Raw genomic sequence first — 20,920 nt, 5'->3', positions numbered from 1 at the left:
CATAGCTTTACTTTATTTCGTCAAGTTTCCTGTTAGCTTGTTGAAGCAACTCCACTAACTTGTCAAGTTCTGCCGTGGTGAGGTTGATATAGGAATTGCTCTTGTGTGCGTCAACACTTAGTTTCAAGTTCCACCCTTTGCCGGGATTTTCGGCATAGACCATAACATTGTCCTTTGTTGAATAGACGTACTTTTCGTTATGGTCGGTTTCTCGGTCGAGGTTGCTTTTGATTGTGTTGATAGCTTCGTAAAGCGAGGGAAGTTCCTTTTGGAAAATGAAAGCATCCTCCCATGAGTAATAATACTCGCCTCCACAATCTTTGCGGAGAGTTATGAAAACAATGCTGTCATTCTCGCTGGAGAACTTCTGTGCCTGTATCTCCACTCCTTTGAGATTGCCAATTTTCCAAGTGTCGAAGTGAACGAGCTGCCCTTTGCTCTGTATGCTATCCAAGCGGCTCAATGCGATAGCAAGAGAATCCACCGCCGTATCGTTGGCGATAGAATCATTCGCGGAGGTTGTGCTGTCATTGCCTTTTGACCATCCACAGCAAGCGGTTGAAAGAGCAAACAATGCAACTGTTAAGATAGGTACTATTTTCTTCATGGGAAATTTCGTAGAGGTTAATACATATCGCTTGCCGACACCGTTACGGAACTGCTGACACTCTTTGGCTTGCTAAGTTGCATTTTACCGCGAGAGTTTTTGATACATACATAGAAGTATGCGCCCTTTGTCTTGACGGTCTTTGTTTCGCCAACTTTCAATGTGCCAAAGTCAACATCGCCGTTGAGGTCGCCATTTGGAACATCGGAGTACCACACTTCTCCATCATACCAATCTATACCCGACAGATTGGTAAGTTTCATCGAGCCTGTAATATCGTCATCATCCTTAGAGCAACCTCCAAGAATGACAGACGACATTACGGCTAAAATGAGCATTGAGAGAATCTTCCTCATTGTGGTTATCGCTTAGTGGCTCTTATTTCCATTGTTGAGCCATCCATTGACAAGGAAAGCTCTGCATGGTTGCCTGACAGAGTTTTTACGACATAAGTGCCATAAAGTTCTCCATCTATATAAGTCTTGATTGTCTTGCCGCTGATTGTGTACGTTCCACCGCCGTTTCCGAGTGCGCCACGGCCATAGTAGCTGCCATCGGAATTGAATGTGATTGACAGGGCAAGTGACGGATGGTTGGTAATGTCAATCCAATCACTGTCCGAGAACTTGACTGAGGTTGCATCCCATGTACCGATTATGTTGGGTCAAGCCGAAAGCACGGTGCATGAATTTTGAGAAAAGTGTTAAATTTGTGGCATGAAAACCGCAGATGCAATATGGATGTGCCTGCCCGAGGGCATGGACGAACTATTTGAAATGGTGCGCTTCGAGCGCACGGAACAGTCCTATGACATATGGCTTGACGAAAAGAAGAAACTGTCTGATGAAGACTATCGTAATCCAAATATCGTAGCGCGAGGCTATACGGATTATGTAACAATACAGGACTATCCGATGCGTGGACGGCCTGTATTTCTTCACATGCGCAAGAACAAGTGGTGGGACAGGCAGACCAACGAAATCTTCAGCTACAATCTCGAACTTCCCAACGAGGAAGGAACACGACTCAGCGCCGAGTTCGTGGCTTTTTTAAAAGACGAAGGTGGAGACGACAGCCCTGTCGATTAAACAGATAGCGCAGATGTACTGCGTCAACGGCAAACATTTTGCCGACTTGTACCGCAATAAGATAAGCGGTTACGCCGACTGGTGCGAACAGGAGCTTGGCTGTGGGTTCTATTTCAACGCCGATAATATCGGCCCTTACATGAGTCTTGATGAGACGTGTCTGAGCAACGGGGAGGTATGGACGTTCCTGACCAACAAGGACGGCCACGGAGGCAAGGGAACACTTGCGGCAGCCATTCCCGGAACAAAGAGTGACGAAATTATATCCATACTCATCGGAGCTATGGAGAAATCAATCAGACGCAGGGTCAAGGAAGTGACCTGCGATCTCTCGCCATCAATGATGCTCATAGCCGCAGAAGTGTTCTATAACGCCCATGTAGTCAACGACCGTTTTCATGTCCAACAGGTCTATAATGAGGCCGTTGACGAAATCCGCATTGACATTCGCCGACAGCTCATCGCAGAGGAAAACAACCGCAACAAGTCCGAACCGCCGGTAACGTACTCCAACGGAGAGACCATGCGCCAGATACTGGCTCGCAGCAAACACACTCTGATGATGTCGCAGAACAAATGGACTGACATACAGCGCCATCGTGTCAACATACTGTTCAAATACTATCCAATATTGAAGGCTGCATACAGCCTTGCGATGGAGCTGCGCAAGATTTTCAACGCTAAAATCTCACCGACAAAAGCCATGGGGAGGATGAACAAGTGGTATGAAAAGGTAATGGCATTGGGTAACAACAACTTCCGCTCGGTAATCAAAACATTCAAGAACCACGCCCCAACAATCCTGAACTATTTCCGTCGTCGTGCGACCAATGCCTCTGCCGAGGCATTCAACTCTAAAGTCAAAATATTTCGCTCACAAATGCGTGGTGTCCGGGACCGCGACTTCTTCATCTTCCGATTAGTCAAACTCTACGCCTAAAAATTTAACACTTCTAATTGCCCAATTTAACATATGCACCGTGCTTTCGGCTTGAGCCCAAATAGGATTTAGAGGAAAGTTACAACAAATTTTTCGTAACTCGGTGATAATAGGGCAAGAAAAATCCGCACCTCCACGGTAGCTACCATATTTTTTTCTTTTCCTCAGCCACTGGCGTTTCTAACGACACAAAGGCTAAACTTATTTGGTTTGGTTCGGGCTTTATATATGCCCGGATAAACCTAAACCTATATGGGAATGGCTGGGCAAAAGAAAAAGCTCTACCATATTATTTTTTCCTCAGCCATAGTTTGAACACAGAATTTGAACACAAGGGCATGAACACGGCGGCTGTCAATGGCGGCTGAAATGAGTTGGCGCGGAGTTGTGTTCAGATTTGTGTTCAAGGCAAAAGAAAAAGCAGCTACGATTCGTTTCGTAACTGCTTGACTTTCAAGAGGTGGTCCCACTTGCACTGCGTTATTGCAGTTAAATGGGTGATATTCAGAATTGTATTTGATGAAATTTATAGAATGGACACGTCTTGAACACCTATCCGTTTCATCATTCTTCATTGCCTTGTTATGCGTTTTAGACCGCCTCTGCAGTCCGGATGTCTCCATAGAGTTCTTATAACTCCCTTCGACTTTACAAAATTAATGTATTAAGACAATCTGTGCAATAGTCATTATCTTAATAATCCCTAAAATGAACATTGCTTGGCTGCTATTTTGGCAAGATAATGGTTCGTCTCTGCAAAGGCTTGGGATTTTAGCTATAAAAAGCGAGGTCGTGCAGCAGAATGCACGACCTCTTTTTCCCCTTTTATAGTGTTGGCATTGAACCTTAGAGTCAATACCGGCACTTTTGATGTTGCAAAGGTACGAAAATTTCCTGACATACAGACTACGAAAAATCAGTTGATTACAAATCTGACGGAATTATTCGATTCTGAACTGCGAGAGGCGCGACTTTGCAGGCAATCGCAAGTGTGGCCTCGCAGGTATTGGGCAATGCCGTCAGCGGCGTTTGGAGCAAGTCCGACACTACCGCAGACCGCATTGCCAGAATTGAAGAGTCGGCTAAATACCGAGTGTCTGAAAAGACAAGAGCGGGTTGCTCCGCAGGCTTCGCTGTACCTGCTCTTGTCTTTTCAGCCACTCCGTGTTCTTACGCCGCCTCCGTCTTTCGTAGTTTGAGCCGTTACTCCACTCTCCGTTGGTCAGCAGTCCACGAGCCGAGACAGCGATTTGCCACCTTCCTGCGTTAATGAATAATGTTATTACCTACTAGGGAAGTGCCCGCTTGTTAATTTTCCTAGAAGTTTGCGCGTTTCGTTGCCGGTAAACTTTTCGATTTCTTCTCCCAACTTGAAAAACTCTGTCGCAAACCATTTTAACTTTTCATTTTGATCAAGCCGAAAGTTTCTCTTAGCTCGCTGAATCGCCGATTGAATTCTTGCTGGATCACATTCGTAATCAAATCCACCACCAATAAGACTGTCGATGTATCGTTTGATGTTTGGATCTTTAGGTACGGATGAGCTGTCCGGTATCTCACCATATAAATGATAATATAGCCACACCTCAAAACAGGGATTACTTTGAGCTACATTCCAAGCTTCATATGCTTTAACTTCATCGTAATCTTTTGGAATGTTATTATTATTAACGGAGCAAAAGTCCCTAAGTGGGGTTATCTTACCCTCCTGTTCCCACGTGTCGGTATCAATAACAAACCAGATTTGATCCTTTTGCATGTAATCCAATGTATGTACCCTATTTGTGCCAAAGAATTTTTCCTTAGCCAGTTCTCTCAATTTTAATGGATCAGTGCCTTTTTCGGACGGTATCACAATTAACTCAAGGTTCGATGATAAGCCAATAAAGAAATTTAGATACTTAATTTCGGAATCCGTCCCCTCACTAATGATGTAAATCTTGCTTGCATCCTTGGATGGCGCACGTTTGACATAATCCTTTCTTCTCTTAATCATATTACCATTTCAAATCAGACAAGTTAGACAAGAAAGGAATTCCACCATAGCGGCCATTCAGATAACCGTTCTCAATATTGGCTGTCTTATGGATATTGTAGTCACTTAGTGGATAGAGTTGGGTGGATTGGTCAACATCTTTTTGCGCGAACCAAATCTCATCAGGTCTAAATATTGACTGATCGAGTAGGCAACTTTCATGGGTTGTAAAAATCAATTGTCCTTTTGCCTCGTGACTTTCAGAGATTTTGCTGATTATACTTTTAATCAGTATTGGGTGTATGCTGCGCTCAATCTCGTCAACAATATACACCGCATCTCCTTTTAAAATGGAATATATTAAAGGCATATATTCTATAAGCCTTCTTGTTCCATCTGATTCATCTTCCAAATCCATTGGCACTTCATTACCATTCTTATCCATATGAAGCGCAACCAAAGATTTCAATATTATAGTGTCATTTTCAACTACAATGTTGCAGATTTCATTTGATAATGCAGATTTCTTATACATTTGAGGTACTCCAGGTTGATCCTTTGATGCATCAATCGCCATTCTTAGACCGGGATTTCCATCTATGTCATTTTCATCTATCACCTCTTTTTTTATATAGAGACGTGTGATGCCAGTCTTCAACTCGGGCAATATCTCATTAGCCATATCAGCGAAATCCTGATTAACATCAAATGTATGAACAAGAAAACCGAAACGTTTCCCTGGTAAGACAATCTGTAGTTTTCTAATCCATTCGTAAGCATCCTTGACAACAGGAAACTCTTCTGAATAATAATTTCCAAAAAAGGAGAGAACCAACATATCCGGTCGAATAATTCGACTCATAGCATCGGAGAACACTTTTATGAAAGCATTCTTGTCCTCCTTAGGTATATTCTCGACAGTGAGAATAACATCATTATTCTTTCTCCTATAGATGGGTATATCCTCTTTTCCTCCACTAAGAAAAAGCTCCTCTTCAATAACCTCTTTTCGATTAAATACTATGTGGTAGTAAAAAGTTTGATTATTCGTAAAAAATTCTATAGCTAGTTCCGAAGGCTTCAACATGTCATCCGGGTCAAACTTGAAATATAAATCATCTTTTAGATTTAAATCGCTTAGTTTATCGGAACTTGCCATCTCTTTGAGCAAATCGATACATTTTAGCAAATTACTCTTGCCTGCTCCATTGGCTCCATAGATAGCTGACATGCGAAGCGCATCCACACCATTGCAGTTTACCTTATGCCACTCATGGCTCTGGCTTCTACTAGATGTAAATGTATTAAATTCTATAGAGTCTTTAAAAGACATTATATTTTCAGCTGCAAATCTTAATAACATATCGAAAACGTTAAAAGCACACCGCAAAATTACGATTATTTTTCTAATAAACAAATTATAGAGGAGTAAAGTTGTTATATCCGTTAGAAATTAACACATAAATCGAAATTGATTTCTTAAATGTGCTTGGTATTTTAGGTCGCAAGCGAAGCATTCCCTGAATTGAAGAGTCGGCTAAACACCGAGTGTCTGATAGCCTGAGCGGGTTGCTTCGCTGTACCTGCTCTTGCTATTTCAGCCACTCCGTGTTCTTAAGTCGTCTCCATCTTTCGTAGTTGGAGCCGTTGCGCCACTCTCCGTTGGTCAGCAGTCCACGAGCCAAGACAGTGATATGCCGTCTTCCTGCGTCGTCGGCATATCACAGACTCGCCTTTTCGGGACCGGACAATTCTATTTATAGACATTTCAATACTACGAAATTTTCATAGTGATTATGTCGCCGTATGTTTTCACCGTGCCGGAGTCGTGGCTCCTGTTATTGTCTAATCAACAGCGATTTTAACTTGCTTGCCAATAGTTAACGTGTGGTGCCGGGGATATTCTTTTGCCTTTTGACTGAAAAATCTCCAGACTTCCCGATGGTCAGCTTGTATTTTTAAGCCAAAGGGCGAACATCCCCTCTGTCCACCACACGCCTTTGAGGTGTCAAGCAAGCGAAAACCGATGGTGATATACAAATAAAAAAAAGTCGCAACGATGAAAACAAACAGCCACATAAAAAGTCAAAGCGAAGCTCAAAGCCTCAGGTTCAACCAAATAAAAAGGGTTGCTAAGGTGGCGGCAATCATCATCGGAGCAATAATCGGAACTCTGGTGTGGGCGATGGTCAGACCTGTAATCCGAGGTGCGGGCTGGGTTATATCCCTCATAACCGCAATACTGATAATCTATTGGATATTCACACTTTAATACAATACTGATATGGCTACTATGAAATCAAACAACGCTGCAATCGCAGCAATGCAGCAGATGCTCCAAGAGCGTTGTATCGCAGAACCCACATTCGCTATCAAGATGGCGAACCCGTCCAAGAGTATGGAAGGCGCAGTAAACTATCTGTGCGGACAAATTCAGAAGAGCGGTCTGTGCTGTGTCGATGACGCTACCGTGATGAACATATTGGTTCATTACTTCGACGAGAATGAGATTGAGGAAGGCGGAAAAGTCAATTGTAATATTGTGGTATCAAAGCCGGAACTATCCGATGAGGACAAAGCCAAACTCAAAGAGCAGGCTATGGAGCAGTTCAAGGATGAGCAACTCCGAGAACTCCGCAGACAATCTCAACCTAAGACTCAACCCAAGGCGAACGCCACCGCTCCAAAAGCCGGAGCAGAGATTGACACTATCCCAAATCTGTTTGATGAACTCTAAACACCACAAGACTATGAGACCGAGAAATTTAAGAGAGAAGCATATAGTGGAACTGAGTGGGCGACTTCGCCCGCTCACCACTCCCCAAATGAATTGGGCACTCAACTCTACCATCAATCACTATGGCTATAGGTTGAAGAATGGAATGTGTACCTGTATGAAATGCGGTCACGAGTGGCTGGAAACCCGAAACGGAACGTGCCTATGCCCCGAATGTGGCACTCAGATAGAAATCAAGGACACCAAAGAGCGTGTTATCCGCGAAAAGTCCTATTTCAACATCATCACGACTATTGAGGACTATCAGGTAGTCAGAATGTTCCTGATGATAGTTGAAATGCGCAAGGGTATGAAGGCAAGTCCCGCCTATCTTGAAATCGGCAGTTATTGGATTGACCCCAAGGGTAATATTACAGTTGTAGGGTTGCAGAGGACTCTGGGACACTACATAGATAGTTTCGCCTTTGGGTCTCCATTGGAGATAAGGCGTGACAACGAAGCCTTCCAGCGCATATCCGATGAATGGGTTTACCCCCGCATCAAGGTGATTGACACCATCAAGCGTAACGGGTTCAAGAACTCTATCCACCATATCCACCCCGTAACCCTCTTCCAAGAGTTGCTGACCAACCCTAAGGCTGAGACACTGATGAAATCCAACGAGACAGAATTACTCCGATACCTTTGTCTGAGACCCACCAATAAGGCTGACATCGAGGACTATTGGAACACCATCAAGATAGCCAAACGCAACGGATACGAGTTCAAGGACGTTAGAATGTGGTTTGACTATATCAAGATGTTGGAGCGTATGGGCAAAGACCTCAATTCCCCCTCGCTGATAGCACCCCAAGACCTCAAAACCGCCCACGACATATATGTGGCAAAAGTCAACCGTCAGCGCATCAAGGAGCAAAGAGAAATAGAGCGTCAGCAAGCCATCAAGGACAAAACCAAGTTTGAGGAACTCAAATCCCGCTACTTCGGAATGGAAATGACTGACGGAGAGATTGAAATCCACTCAATCGACACCATCAACGATTACTATAAAATCGGAGATAAACAATCTATCTGTTGCGGTACTGCCAAATATTACCTTAAAGAGGATACATTGACCCTTACCGCCAGCATCGGAAACAAGCAGATAGCCACCATCGAAATTTCGCTTGACGACTACCACATAATCCAATGCCGAGCCTTCGCCAATGAAATATGTGAGTACACCCAGCAGATAGCAGGTATCATCAACGCCAACAAGAAGATGATAGCAGAAAGAAAAAGAGCATAGCCAATGCCATATCAGCGATGAAGGTGGCGGAGCATAAGACCTCCGTCACCTTCATTTTGCCAAAAATTTCGGCCGCCAAAAGGCGGCGACAAACCATGTTATTTTTTACTTCAAAATAAAATCATCTCGATAATATGCAATTTCTCTTAACCGATGAATAGCCGGATTATATTGATTCGGCTTAATAAATGAATATTTAGGCAACTCCTTAACAAATGACAAAGAAAGATTGCAAAACATCAGAATATGATATGATCCTATAATTGGATTACCGTCTTCTGACACCATTTCGGGATAACCTGCCACTTTGTCTGATAGCCGGTACTTCATGACACAATCACAAAAATTCCGAATTTGATACTCCGAATAAGTGCTTGGGCGGAAATAAACAACATTAGAAGCTTTTGCAACAATCAACTTATTTAACTCTTCAACGTCTTTCTCGGAAATTAAATCCACATACTTTTTTTCCCTATCACCAACTTTGTAACATTTAGAATCATAATACAAAACTGCGATAAAGGGCGATAAGGGTAAATATATCATTAACCCTCAACTCCCCAACGCATAAATTTGTTTCATTCGCTCCATAAACACATCATATATAACAGCCGGATTATCACTTGCTAAAAAGGACTTCTCTGTTTTATTTATGATGATTTTATAGTCTAAATCAATACATGTATTCACAAGCTGCGCTTGTGTCCCAAGTGCCATCATCCCGACAGAGTTGAAATTTAATTCAACACGGTCTATTATTTCATCAGTAATGTCAGCGACTTCCTCTTCTTTCCCATATTTTCTTTTTAATTCTATTATCTTTTTGAGAGTGTTGCGGACAAAAAGATTCGCTGATTCTTTTATAAGTTCGACTTGAAATATAGTTCGACCTGCTTGTAACATTGTAAATACATACAACGTATATTCTTCTTCTTTTGATATTCTTTCAAGTGGTGATTCTATAATTTTTTTGATAACGACATTTGCCATTCCCTCCATTAAACCAAGGGTCTTTTCAATTTTCATATTATCAGAATAGAAATAGTCTCCACTTGATTGATTCTTGATTGGAGCTTTAGGTATATATCTACTCTTCTCTAAAACATATGCTCCAATTGTTTTTCCATCGTTTGAAAAATTACGCTGATAAAATTGCGGAACATAATGCTGATTCTTAGTTTCACCTTTCTTTTGTTGTGTAGCCATAAATTGATGATATTTATGCCCTATATAAAGCAAAAAGTGTGCCATAAAAATATATAGCACACTTTTACAAAGTATTTATTTTATCTCAATGATTCGGTAAAAATTACAGAAGTAGTTGAAACTTAAGTTAATATAACGAATTATCAAATACAAATGAATCGCCAAATCGTTCATTATAAAAAAACTTAGCGTATGAACGTATTGGCGATTCTCAAAGACTTCACCTTTCGGTGTAAGTCGGTATTTGAAAATACTACAACCAAGATGAGCAAAAGGTTCCTCAACTGGCTGATTTTAACAATACGCACTGTAGCGTTGATTCCGGGCAAAGTCAATTTTACCCGGCTGTCGCGCTATGGCGGTCGTACAGCCAAGACCTTTGCCTCCAATTTCAAGACATCCGTAGACTGGATGAAAGTCAACATAGGTATGGCGCAGGATTGTTTTGGGCCGGCCCATGACATGGCAGTGGCAATCGATCCGTCGTTCATTTCAAAAGCAGGCAGACTGACGTATGGCATAGGCCGTTTCTGGTCAGGGGTGGCACAACGTGTCAAACGCGGTCTGGAGATAATGGCGATCGGGGCAATAAGTCTGAGTAAACATACATGCGTGATGCTGGGTGCTGTCCAGTCACCGAACTTCAAGACTCTTGAGTCCGAGAAGCACATGTCAATGCTTGACTGGTATGTGGCACTTGTCAGGTCAAAGGCGGCAGAGCTGCTCTCACTGACGGATATTCTGGTTGCCGATGCCTTTTTCTCCAAATATGAGTTTGTAAATGAAGTGATTGGCATGGGATTTCGATTTGTCGGGAGATTACGTGCCAACTCATATCTGAGGTATCTGGCCATACCGGATTCCTCCGCCCCGCGAAGACGCGGCAGAAAGAAAAAGTATGGAGAGAAAGTGGATTTCTCCAGCCTTGACATATCCGTGTTCACTTCATTCATATATGAGGATTCCAAAGGAAACAAAACCCGATGTCACACGGCGGTCGTACATTCGAGGGCATTGAAACGCGACATCCGTATCGTGGTCTGTCCGGTTGAAAACGCAGAGCCTCTTCTTTACTTCTCTACCGACACCAACATGAGGCCTGAAAAGATCATCGGTTTCTACCGCACCCGCTTTCAGATTGAGTTCGGTATACGCGATGCCAAGCAGTTTACCGGACTTCAGTCACAGCAGACCCGCGACAGGGAGCGGCTTGACTTTGCGTTCAATCTTTCCTTCACAGCCCTCAATGTCTGCAAAGAGGTCATAAGGAAGGATTATCCGGATCTTTCGGTAGCGCAGTTCAAACGGCTTATGTTTGAATCTTATCTCGCCTCAACAATTATTTCGACTTGCGGAAAATCTCCGCATCTAAAAATAATTCAGAAAATAAACCATCGGTTGGCTCAGTTAGCGGCTTAGCCAAGACTGAACGACCTCAAATTTTACCGAATCATTGTATTACAAAGGTATAGAAAAATTCCCGCTTTTGAAAATAAAAGTTCACCAATTTAAATTATGGTCTTTTAAACTATTGGGAAATTCGGATACGCCATATTTTCCAAAGAACGATAAATATCGTTGCCTTAGCTGATGTATATATGGTGCCATTAGTCTATAATGGGTCCGATTAGGCATTATAGTATCTTTATGAAATAATCTAAATCCTGTTTTGAAATTAATATATCCAGCCTTATTATTGTTCTCATCAAATGGGAAAGATGGTAAAATATGGCACGATAACACACCATTATGGAATATTCCACGATATTTGGGCTTATCTTTCTGTTTAATATCGGAATACCATCCACTTTCCTGTCCTTTGGTAAATGTTTTGTTTATATATTCTTTATACCCGGTATGACTTATGATAAGAAACGCTAATTCAGACAAATTTCCGATTTCACATTCGGGAGATATTAATATACCATAATAATCTTCTGCAAATTTGAAGATATCTCCAGTTGTTAAAGGTGTTTCTGGTAGAACCTTCAAATACATTATATGACGATACAATTGAGCTACTTTTTCGTTAGCACTACTTTCGCCACTTGCAACTAAAGCATCTATTTTAGCACGTAATATAGGATGCTGTATTAGATTTTCTGATAGCACATTTTGGAAAATGCTAATCACTTCAGACGCGCCATCAGAACCATCAGATTTTGCACTATCCCTAATATCCGTAATCCAATTATTTGTAGCTTGCTCGAAATCCACAAATAGCTCTTGAACAGCTTGATTAATAGTTTGGCTCCAAAGTTTCGGAATTTGCATATGACTATTTTGATCCTCTAAAGACTTGATTTCGTCCATTATGGACGAAAACTCTTTTTCTGGATTTAAATCATTGTTTTTTTCTCTATACCTTATTTTGTTCCCTAACCTTTTGTCTAATTCTGTTTTTGTTTCGTCTGACAAAGCATCTCTTGAGTAAATATACACAAGAGAATATATATTATTCTCCCTTAATATAGCCAATGGAGTCTCTTTCTTAGAAATGCCTTCTATCTCTTTTTCAAAAGTCCAATCTAATATTAAGCAACGAATTGTTGAAACGGATCTCAATACCCCTGAGAGATGTTCAAGTGTAGATATAGGAATTACCGTTAACTCGTCTTCGGAGTTAATGAATGTATTGAATAGATTATTCTCTGGTCTGCCTGATTTGAGAACATCATCATCAGCGAAAATTATAACTCCGTTCATTTTTGATTAACATTAGGGTTAAAAGTAATCTTAAAGTTTGCTCCTGGCAAAATTTTATATTTGTTATCTTCAATCAACTCAATTGTAGCGTCAATCCGTCCTAGTAGCTCTTGAACTATATAGAGTCCAAGGCCTCGACCATTCGATTTCATAGAAACGAATTCTTGAAATATCATAGAAGATATATCGTCTCGTACACCTGGACCATTATCGGCAATGATACAAGTATTATTAATTGAATTTATCTGGATATAGAGTTCCCTTTCAATATTTGTTGATGTGGATTTAATCCAATAAATAGCATTATCCACAAGATTTATAAGAACTTGTAAAATAAGTCCTGCATTAGTCCGAATAATTAAATCATCACCAGTTAGAATTATCTTGCAAGATATTTCATCATTGATTTCGGTCCGAAAATATCTAAATACCTTTTTGCAGGATTCGTATATAGATATATCCTTAATAGACTTCCTTTGTACCTTGAATAAGGGTTGGATCATTTGCATATCGTCATACACGATATCTATATTCTCCGTCATATCGTCGATAAAGGAAATTAGTTCCTCATCTTTCAAAATATGTTTCTTGGCTTTTTTGGAAACATTCTTCAGATTCATTTTCATTAGCGAGAGAAGTCTTAGCGAATCATGAGAAGAACGTTCTACTGCCATTCCTAATCCGGCTAAATCCTCAACAGTCTGCATACGATCTTGAATGACAGAAAAATGTCCTACATATGCATCAACAAACTTCTTGGCTTTTTCTAAGCTTTCTTTGTCATCAAGGGCCAAGAGTCTCTTTTCGAAGCTAATATATGCTTGTTGTAATTTATCTTTTGTTGATTTAAGACGGTTTGCTGTTTGTATATTCTTTTTTAATTTGTCGATTTTTATTTCTGCATTAAATATTTCTGTTACAGCAGTTACAAGACTAGTAAAAGCTTCAAAAGCACCATCAATGTCAATTAATCCTTGTCTATTGGTTGAGTCCTTTAATTTGGGGTTTCCTTCTTGAGTGATATATACAAATCCCGTTAAATCATTATAGCTGATAAATTGTCCCGCTTTTTTTGTGGCACGAAGTTTATCCAAGGAAAGCCAGTCAATTCCCTTTTCTCCATATGGGTAAACTCGAACACCATCTCTAAGGACATACACAAAATTCTCTTTGATAAACCGTTTTAAATCCTCGTTAAGGATTGTTTTATCCGGTTTATCTAAATCAAAGGCATAAAATGCAAAATCGAAGCCGCCACAATTCAATTTCTGTTCGCGTTTCAGAAATTCTGTGATAGCATAAGATGAATAATTGTGATGTGCGAGATGATTCCTATCGAGCAAATTTAATTCTCTATTAAATTCTCGATAAGGATTAGTAGATTTATATTGGAATGACAAAATTCCATCTTTTGAAACAGAGCCTGTTATTCGATATTGAGCTCTCTCAATCACATCGTTAAAAGACGTTCCTTCTTCTGCAACAAATGGTTTATTATTTACAGAAAGGAACACATCAAAGTCTTTTATTGGAATTATTCCAAACTGTCTTGCAGAATTATCTATTGGAGGAATCATCCGCTGAATGCTACGATAAAGCTCTTCAAAATCTTTGGTAGACCAGTTTTCTCTTAATAAGTATATTCGAAGGACTGTGCCAGTTCCAGAGGTAATAACTTCAGCGGGAGAATTTACGTACCAATCATTAGTGACATCCTGAAGAAGTTTGTATTCACCCTGCTGATTGAATAGATTGGATTGATCAGGATCATAGTCCGAAAAATTCATAAGAAGTTTGACTTCTTCTTGACCTTCAGTACGAGTATAGAGTTCTATTTTAGTTCCTAATTTATGGATTGCAAAACGACCAATACCCTTTTCTCCTTGGATGATGCGTCCCAACCTTGTGCGATTGTCTTTACGTTTAGTGGTCATCTTATTAGGAGTAGCAGGTCTTAGCCAAACATTTTTTATGGTATCCAAGGACATTCCTATTCCATCATCCTTAATTTCAACATATGCTAATTCATTTTGTGGTAAATCGTTTAGGCCAATATTTTGGATATTGTAAAAAGCTACTGATACAAGTTTTGCATCAGCGTCATAACAATTCTTAATTAGCTCAATAATTGCCACTTTCTTGTCAGTTATCAACTGATCCCCTAGCATTGTCATTAAACGAGCATAAGGTTCAAATGGGGCACTGTCGTGTTTAATTACAGCCATCGGATTATTTTTGTGCAAAAATTACAAACTCTTCTGAATAAATTTTTCGGCTACTTTCTGCAATACTGGCAAATTTACCATTTGCATCCCTATACGGAGTTAGTATTTTATTCGAAATCTTACGACGGTCAACTTCAATATTCTCAAAACCTTCAGAAATTAAACATTCAACCAAATGTTGAGCGTTGTTGATATGAATACCTTTATATTCCGTATTACCAATAACAAAAAGACATGCTCCATTTTGATTGAGCATCTTTGCAACTTTACTGATGGCCAACTGCATATCTACATAATATTGGGCTACAGATTTTGCTTTCCTGCGATCTACTTTGGCAAGAGAAGATACTATTTCACTTCCCGTTTTATTCAATTTATCTTGATTAAGTTGGAAGTCTTCTGAATGAAAAAGACTACCGATAGTTCCTTCTCTAAATGTTTTGAAATCATCAGTATATCCTAACCATAAAGTAGATAGTTGATGTAAGTCTGCGTATTCATATGAAGTAACATATGGAGGACTTGTTACAACTAAATCAATAAACGGTTCGTCAAATTGTTGCTCTAAAAAGTTGGCTGTATTTATATGTGCGACACCTCTAATCCCTTCTATTTCCTTATTAGCTTTTCTCATCATATTTATTTGAAAAGCGAAGGCTTCTAGTGGGCTTTTAGGAGCTTTGTTCGGATCAACTTGTGGTTTTATTGATTTTGTAAGCCACTTAGAGCAAGGTTTGAGGATATTTGAAAACGCACAAAGGAAAAAATTAAGATATTTCTGATTATCGACAGATGTATAAATCGCCGTTCTCAAGCGGAGTAAAAGGTCTATTTGAGTTTTACTAAACCAATAATTTATCCGTTCGTTTTTATAAACAGAATTTTGTTCATCTATTTGGCATACCTCAAAAGCCTCCAAAATAGATTTGTAGTATGCTTCTATTCTACAATCATCATATGAACAACTTTTTGTGGATGCAATTAAAGTCGCTACGGGGTTAATGTCATACCCCCAAAAGTTGCGACCAGCGCATACGCTTTCAAATGCGACAGTTCCACATCCACAAAAAATATCAGCGATATTATTCACCGTAATGCCATTCTGAGATGCTTTTTCAATTGCTTTTGTGGTAATGAACGCAGGAAATTTTGCTGGATAAGCGTGTATGCTATGCATACGATTTTCTCGCTTTTCCGGCAAATTCCACTCAGGCTGAATCGCGATGGAGTCGAAGTCTAGAGTATTGAAATTATGTATATTAACATTCATTTTAAATCAATCATTTGGTATAAATGTTGCCATGTATAGCTACACCACACCAAACTAAGTGCAAATTTACGTTTTTTCCCCCAATGTTCCAAATGGAATATTGGTTATGGCAATATATGATCATTTACATTGTCCTATCATGACATAGCACACGATTGATTTGTCTGATTCATTAGAGCACAGCTTCGCTTTGGCACATTTCTTTAGTAGGAATTTATTTCAGCCCATACTTTTTCCTCTTTGCCCATAAGGCTTTTTCGCAGATGCCGAGCAATTTAGCAGCATGTGCCATATTACCTCCGGTATGGGCTATCGCGGCAGTGATTTTTGCTTTCTCGAAGCTGCTGTCATCCAACCGAAAATTCATGTGGACACTACTTGCCGGTGTGTCAAGTTCAAGATTATCTTTTGAGATGACATCGCCACGGGATTTCAGTACAGCGACGCGTACAACGTGTCTAAGTTCACGGATATTGCCGGGCCATAAATGGAATCGCATCGCTTTTTGTGCGGAGTTATCAAACCGCTTTACGTTTTTGCCGAATTCGTTATTGTAATGCCGTAAGTAGAAATCGGCAAGCAACGGTATGTCATCCTGACATTCGCGCAAAGGCGGAAGCGTTATTGTAAATTCCTTGATTTTGTAAAACAACGCTGAGAGAAAACTTTCTTCTGCCACCAATTCTGTAATATTCGGTGTGGCAGTAGCGATAATTCGCGTATCTTGTTTGCTGTTCGCGAGTACATGAAGAATTATAGACTGCATATCCGGCGAAAGCAACTGGACATTATCGAGTATTACCGTGCCACCTTGCACCTTATGAAACTGTGAAGCCACGACATCCAGTAGCGACATAGGTTGTTTGGAATTATGGTTCAACGCAAGATAGTGGAGTGTTCCGCAGTCAAGCAATACGCATGGTTTGTCGCTTTTTGTGCTGAGATCATATATCTCCTGTGCCAAAGGTTCTTTCCCCACACCGCTTTCACCTATAATCAATACATTCAGGTTTGTAGGTGCTACTCTATGAGCAGAACTGTACGCACGCAGACATCCGTCGCTTTTGCGGGAAAACAGCAAAGGAAAATTGCTGACGTCGTTCTTCACAAACAACGCCTTTATCTTCGGCAGGAGCAGCTCACCGATAAGACGCTTGTTTACATAATCTTTTGCCCCGGCTCGAAACGATGCCACAGCATCTGCGACCGTTTCGACATCAGTTACTACAAAAACACTGCATCGGATATTCTTTTTGTCAAGCCATTCCATCAACTCAACGGCATCGCCGTCAGGCAGTTTGACGTCGCAAATTACAATATCGCCTTTATTGAATTTTGTCAGATCCTCTTTAGCCATGCCAATTCGCAAAGCCTGATAAATCTCTGCGCGTAATCCGGATAAATGCCGTTTTATCTCATTGGAGTCAGATACGTTGTCGTCAATTATAAGTATTTGTCGAGCCATTATTCAGTATGAGACGTATGCTTGCGTTTTCGGACAATAGACCATACATTTTAAACAAGCGGTGCAGTTATAAACATTTATTATTTCATCTCTTGAGATATTAATATTCCAGCTAATTCCTCTCAAAATTTTTTTAGGGCATACATTTCTACATATATTACAGTTGTAGCATTTTGGTGATTGAATTTTGTGTTCTTTTACTAAAAGCGGAGCGTTTGTTAAAACAGTTCCAAGACACTGCGCTGCTCCATATTTTGTTGTGATAAAAAGATTGCTTTTACCAATATACCCAAGACCGCTAAGCACGGCAATCGTTTTATGTGGAAGAATTGAGCTTTTTGTCTCGAAGTCAAAAGCATTCTCGGTGATTAATCCTCCATCCGATTGAGATAGAGCTTTAAATCCCTTTTTAATAAGTCGATTTGCTAATTTATCAGCAATTAATCCGATAAGTTCCTCTGTTTGGGCGTATTCATCAGTAGCAGAATGTATATAATGGGGATTTTCATATACACCTTTGATAAATTGCGGATTTATAGCGATTCCCATCAGTATCGCGTATGGGAGCCCTCTATTCTGTTGCTTATTAAGTATCGAAATATTTACAAAGTGAACAAAATCAACATTTTCACTCCTTAAAAATTGTTCTATTTCTAAGTTTAAGGTCTTCATTTTTTCTTCCTCATGACTGGAACATAAATATCCGTTCTCAATTCTGAAACAGAAGTCTTCTCTGGAGTATTGAGATAAGTTTCAAATGTATAAGGCTCTCTTAAAGTATATCCACTTGTTGGTAACCAATCAATATATATGTAACGATACACCCTATTAAGTTCATGATATAACCCTTTGAAGTGGAATATTGCATATTCTCCAGCATCTATTTCATAAGTAAAGAAGCCTTTGGGAACACTAAATGACGTCGGAATAGTTATTCCCACCAAGAATCTGGCTTTTTCTTCTGATGAAATCAACGGACAGTCAAGTGTCAAACTTATGAATCTACCGCCGTTTGATTGCAGATTATAACTTTTTGAAAGAGATAAAACTTGTTCCCATAATACTGTAAAGTCATGAGTTATATGTTCTGTCCATTCCAGTTTAAGATATGCAATACGTACTAAAGGGATGCGTTTAATTAAGGGTGTAATATACACCGGGTTCATCCCATCCGGGCTTGCATTTGAGTGTAGTCTGCGAAATTCGGGTATTGTACACCCAAAATAACTTTTGAATGCTCTTGAAAGGGTATGCTTATTCTGATAGTTTGTTCGGTATACCAACTCCGTAACGCTTATATCAGTTGAGATTAATTTAAAAGCGATATATTCCAGCCTTAACCGTTGAATATAAAGGCCGATATTTTCACCACATACCGCTTTGAAAACACGACGGAAATGATATTTAGATATACCTACCATTTGCGAAATAGAGTCAAGAATAAGCTCATCAAATAAATGTCGGTTAATGTATTCCTGTACCCTCATAATCAATTCATATAGGACATGTGCAGTATTGATTTTTTGCTTCCATCGCTTGATTCGGGGAAGGCGATTGGACATTACTTCTCTAATTTCAGCTGATGTATAGGAGATACCTGCTTCTTTATAATATTCTTCAGGGAAAAGCCCCCAAAGATAAATCAGATAGTCCATTGAGAAATCGTACCCTTTGACACCATGTTTCAGGCAATAGTCACAATATTCCACATTCGTACCTCCCCCAAGATTGTCATAATCAATATCTAAGGGTATCCCACACGTTTGGCAGTATTTAGTTTTTTTATCTTTTGTCATTGTCGGTTATTATAGAGAGCAAAGTTATTCAATCTGCAACTAAAAAAGTTACCCTAAATAGCTATCTTTGAAACACACACGATATTTGCAATAAACCATTTAATTGAACCCTTATTCCAGCATAATACTTTTTGTTCGTATTTGAGCGTAAAGTTACATACTATGTTCCAAACGATGTGATTGGCCGTAATTGGTCTTGAACATCTGCATTGCCTCGGAGTTTGTCAGCGACGGGTGACGCTTACGGAAGCGTCGGAACTCCTGCCGGAACTGTTCCGACAGGTCGCCGTAAAATGCCGCATATTCTGGGTCGGCTCCGGGTGATAAAGGCAATCCACATCCACGGTCGGAGAACATATCGGGATTGAACCGCGACACTTGCGGCTGCTTTGTCTCGTAGTCAAACCAGATGTATGCGTCGTTTACGCGGATTGTCCTTCCCTTGATGTAATCTTGCTGCTGTTCGGGAGTGATTTGAATTCCTCCGAATTCTGTTGGGGCAATCGGACTACCGTCAATATGAACCCATCTATTGGCTGGGTCGGGTGTGTTAGCCATTTTATGCTGTTCTGCTTGCTCACTGCGGAATTTGAACTTGCGAACCAATGCCGCCGGAGTGAAACTCTTTCCGATTTTTGAGGCGACGAAAGAATGACGACCTTTCTTATAGATGATGGTCTTCAGTTTTCTTTCATCGCCCTCTCCGCTGAAAAGAGCGTTAGCGATGATGCCACGTCGAGCAAGGGCATTTCTGAACATAGGCCAGTCGGTGATAGTAACATCACGCAACACTTCGGTAGCAGCTTGGATAATCTCCACGCGGCTGCGTTCTGACCCCCGAAGTTTTGAGGTGTCAAGATTAAGACTGTCTGTTCCCATAGTCAGATTATGCTGCTTGGTGATATCGGCGCAGACCGCTTTGTTGCGATATAGGTTGGTGACAGGTTTGATGATTTTGCCGTTGTAGTTGACACGACTGAACATGATATGACAGTGTGGGTGTTCCTTATCCGTATGCCTGACGATGATATACGGCGTGTCAGTTATATCCATCTTCTCCATATATTCATGCGCAATTCTTAGCATGAAATCATCGGTCATACGGCCGCTGTCATTCGGAGAAAAGCCGAGTGAAATGTGTCCGCACGGGTCTTTGATTTTTGACCTTGTAAGGGTCGGTCTTTCCACGTCCGATGCTGCCATATTCCGCCAGCCGTCTTCGCCGATGTTAAGTCTTACACCGTCGCTGTCGATAATATTCCATACTCGTTTTTCCAGCGGTTGCCTGTCCTGTTTCACGCGGGTAAGGTAATCCAGACAATCGCCAAAAGAATTGCCGTGACTTATTTTGCCAATCATATTTCAGAGCTTTTTTCGTTGAACAGGCTGATTGCTGCATCCAATTTCCGGATTAGAGCCGACGCCTCATTTGCTACGCTCCAGCATCGTCCGGCATTACAAGCTCTGGCAATCTGGTTGAGATTGTTTCTTTCGCGAATAAGCTCGTTGAGAGTGGCCATCTGTTCACTGGAAACACGCTCGATGATTGCTGTATTCAGTATGCAGTCGCGTCCGAATGTGGAGAAGCTGGTATAACCGGCTTTCCTCATTCGTTCT

General features: G+C 40.5%; 20 protein-coding genes and 1 pseudogene. 7 read left to right on the top strand and 14 right to left on the bottom strand.

Annotation, left to right across the window (positions count from 1 at the left end):
• Nucleotides 1–7: 7 nt before the first annotated feature.
• From E7745_RS00335 to E7745_RS00325, 3 genes are read right to left on the bottom strand one after another with little or no spacing between them, the layout of a single operon-like run.
• Nucleotides 8–607 carry a hypothetical protein gene (locus E7745_RS00335; RefSeq protein ID WP_123618638.1) on the bottom strand — a complete coding sequence of 200 codons (600 nt, stop codon included), beginning with the start codon at nucleotides 605–607 and terminating at the stop codon, nucleotides 8–10.
• Between the two features lie 17 nt (nucleotides 608–624).
• Complete coding sequence (locus tag E7745_RS00330) at nucleotides 625–963, bottom strand: hypothetical protein (RefSeq protein ID WP_128715094.1); 339 nt, start codon at nucleotides 961–963, stop codon at nucleotides 625–627.
• 5 nt (nucleotides 964–968) lie between these two features.
• Nucleotides 969–1,262 (bottom strand): lipocalin family protein, encoded by a 294-nt coding sequence (locus E7745_RS00325; RefSeq protein ID WP_255575985.1) that lies wholly within the window; start codon nucleotides 1,260–1,262, stop codon nucleotides 969–971.
• 61 nt (nucleotides 1,263–1,323) lie between these two features.
• Here E7745_RS00325 and E7745_RS00320 point away from each other — a divergent pair, with 61 nt between their 5' ends.
• The 3 genes from E7745_RS00320 to E7745_RS00310 all read left to right on the top strand — a co-directional run bounded on the left by E7745_RS00320 (nucleotide 1,324) and on the right by E7745_RS00310 (nucleotide 3,905).
• The gene (locus tag E7745_RS00320; protein WP_107037111.1) at nucleotides 1,324–1,695 is read left to right on the top strand and encodes a transposase family protein; all 372 of its coding nucleotides are present in this window, start codon (nucleotides 1,324–1,326) and stop codon (nucleotides 1,693–1,695) included.
• On the top strand, nucleotides 1,670–2,635 hold the full coding sequence (locus E7745_RS00315; protein ID WP_240740261.1) for a transposase: 966 nt from the start codon (nucleotides 1,670–1,672) through the stop codon (nucleotides 2,633–2,635). Before E7745_RS00320 ends, E7745_RS00315 begins: the two co-directional genes overlap by 26 nt.
• A 973-nt stretch (nucleotides 2,636–3,608) precedes the next feature.
• Nucleotides 3,609–3,905: a hypothetical protein gene (locus E7745_RS00310; RefSeq protein ID WP_136408050.1), complete on the top strand. Its 297-nt coding sequence runs from the start codon at nucleotides 3,609–3,611 to the stop codon at nucleotides 3,903–3,905.
• A 12-nt stretch (nucleotides 3,906–3,917) separates the two neighbouring features.
• Here E7745_RS00310 and E7745_RS00305 read toward each other — a convergent pair whose 3' ends face one another.
• The gene (locus tag E7745_RS00305; protein WP_136408049.1) at nucleotides 3,918–4,631 is read right to left on the bottom strand and encodes an RloB family protein; all 714 of its coding nucleotides are present in this window, start codon (nucleotides 4,629–4,631) and stop codon (nucleotides 3,918–3,920) included.
• A 1-nt stretch (nucleotide 4,632) separates the two neighbouring features.
• The gene (locus E7745_RS00300) at nucleotides 4,633–5,973 is read right to left on the bottom strand and encodes an ATP/GTP-binding protein (protein WP_136408048.1); all 1,341 of its coding nucleotides are present in this window, start codon (nucleotides 5,971–5,973) and stop codon (nucleotides 4,633–4,635) included.
• A 696-nt stretch (nucleotides 5,974–6,669) separates the two neighbouring features.
• Here E7745_RS00300 and E7745_RS00295 point away from each other — a divergent pair.
• From E7745_RS00295 to E7745_RS00285, 3 genes are all read left to right on the top strand, one after another.
• Nucleotides 6,670–6,882, top strand: a complete 213-nt coding sequence (locus E7745_RS00295; protein WP_136408047.1) for a hypothetical protein — start codon at nucleotides 6,670–6,672, stop codon at nucleotides 6,880–6,882.
• A gap of 21 nt (nucleotides 6,883–6,903) precedes the next feature.
• A complete protein-coding gene (locus E7745_RS00290) occupies nucleotides 6,904–7,347 on the top strand; it encodes a Cas9 inhibitor AcrIIA9 family protein (RefSeq protein WP_168181926.1) in 444 nt (147 codons plus the stop codon).
• Nucleotides 7,348–7,435: 88 nt separating this feature from the next.
• Entirely contained in the window at nucleotides 7,436–8,635 is a 1,200-nt protein-coding gene (locus E7745_RS00285; RefSeq protein WP_168181924.1) for a PcfJ domain-containing protein, read from the top strand.
• 105 nt (nucleotides 8,636–8,740) lie between these two features.
• On the opposite strand, the pseudogene E7745_RS15215 reads toward E7745_RS00285, so the two are convergent.
• Nucleotides 8,741–9,841 (bottom strand): annotated as a pseudogene (locus E7745_RS15215) (DUF4238 domain-containing protein).
• 192 nt (nucleotides 9,842–10,033) lie between these two features.
• Here E7745_RS15215 and E7745_RS00275 point away from each other — a divergent pair.
• A complete protein-coding gene (locus tag E7745_RS00275; protein ID WP_136408044.1) occupies nucleotides 10,034–11,260 on the top strand; it encodes a transposase in 1,227 nt (408 codons plus the stop codon).
• A gap of 81 nt (nucleotides 11,261–11,341) precedes the next feature.
• Here E7745_RS00275 and E7745_RS00270 read toward each other — a convergent pair whose 3' ends face one another.
• The 8 genes from E7745_RS00270 to mobC all read right to left on the bottom strand — a co-directional run bounded on the left by E7745_RS00270 (nucleotide 11,342) and on the right by mobC (nucleotide 20,913).
• Nucleotides 11,342–12,547, bottom strand: coding sequence for a hypothetical protein (locus E7745_RS00270; protein WP_136408043.1), 1,206 nt, complete (start codon nucleotides 12,545–12,547; stop codon nucleotides 11,342–11,344).
• Nucleotides 12,544–14,772 carry an ATP-binding protein gene (locus tag E7745_RS00265; protein WP_136408042.1) on the bottom strand — a complete coding sequence of 743 codons (2,229 nt, stop codon included), beginning with the start codon at nucleotides 14,770–14,772 and terminating at the stop codon, nucleotides 12,544–12,546. Before E7745_RS00265 ends, E7745_RS00270 begins: the two co-directional genes overlap by 4 nt.
• Nucleotides 14,773–14,776: 4 nt before the next feature.
• Nucleotides 14,777–16,042 carry a DNA methyltransferase gene (locus E7745_RS00260; RefSeq protein WP_123475616.1) on the bottom strand — a complete coding sequence of 422 codons (1,266 nt, stop codon included), beginning with the start codon at nucleotides 16,040–16,042 and terminating at the stop codon, nucleotides 14,777–14,779.
• Between the two features lie 214 nt (nucleotides 16,043–16,256).
• Entirely contained in the window at nucleotides 16,257–17,507 is a 1,251-nt protein-coding gene (locus tag E7745_RS00255; protein ID WP_136408041.1) for a sigma-54 dependent transcriptional regulator, read from the bottom strand.
• A gap of 3 nt (nucleotides 17,508–17,510) precedes the next feature.
• A complete protein-coding gene (locus E7745_RS00250) occupies nucleotides 17,511–18,179 on the bottom strand; it encodes a 4Fe-4S dicluster domain-containing protein (RefSeq protein WP_136408040.1) in 669 nt (222 codons plus the stop codon).
• The gene (locus tag E7745_RS00245; protein ID WP_136408039.1) at nucleotides 18,176–19,303 is read right to left on the bottom strand and encodes a GyrI-like domain-containing protein; all 1,128 of its coding nucleotides are present in this window, start codon (nucleotides 19,301–19,303) and stop codon (nucleotides 18,176–18,178) included. Before E7745_RS00245 ends, E7745_RS00250 begins: the two co-directional genes overlap by 4 nt.
• Before the next feature lie 153 nt (nucleotides 19,304–19,456).
• Entirely contained in the window at nucleotides 19,457–20,662 is a 1,206-nt protein-coding gene (locus E7745_RS00240; protein WP_136408038.1) for a relaxase/mobilization nuclease domain-containing protein, read from the bottom strand.
• Nucleotides 20,659–20,913 carry a plasmid mobilization relaxosome protein MobC gene (gene mobC, locus E7745_RS00235; protein ID WP_160631964.1) on the bottom strand — a complete coding sequence of 85 codons (255 nt, stop codon included), beginning with the start codon at nucleotides 20,911–20,913 and terminating at the stop codon, nucleotides 20,659–20,661. Before mobC ends, E7745_RS00240 begins: the two co-directional genes overlap by 4 nt.
• Between the last annotated feature and the right edge of the window lie 7 nt (nucleotides 20,914–20,920).

Origin of the sequence: Duncaniella sp. C9 (assembly GCF_004803935.1) — a bacterium.
GTDB lineage: Bacteria > Bacteroidota > Bacteroidia > Bacteroidales > Muribaculaceae > Duncaniella > Duncaniella muris.
This window is presented reverse-complemented; position numbering and strand designations above follow the sequence as displayed.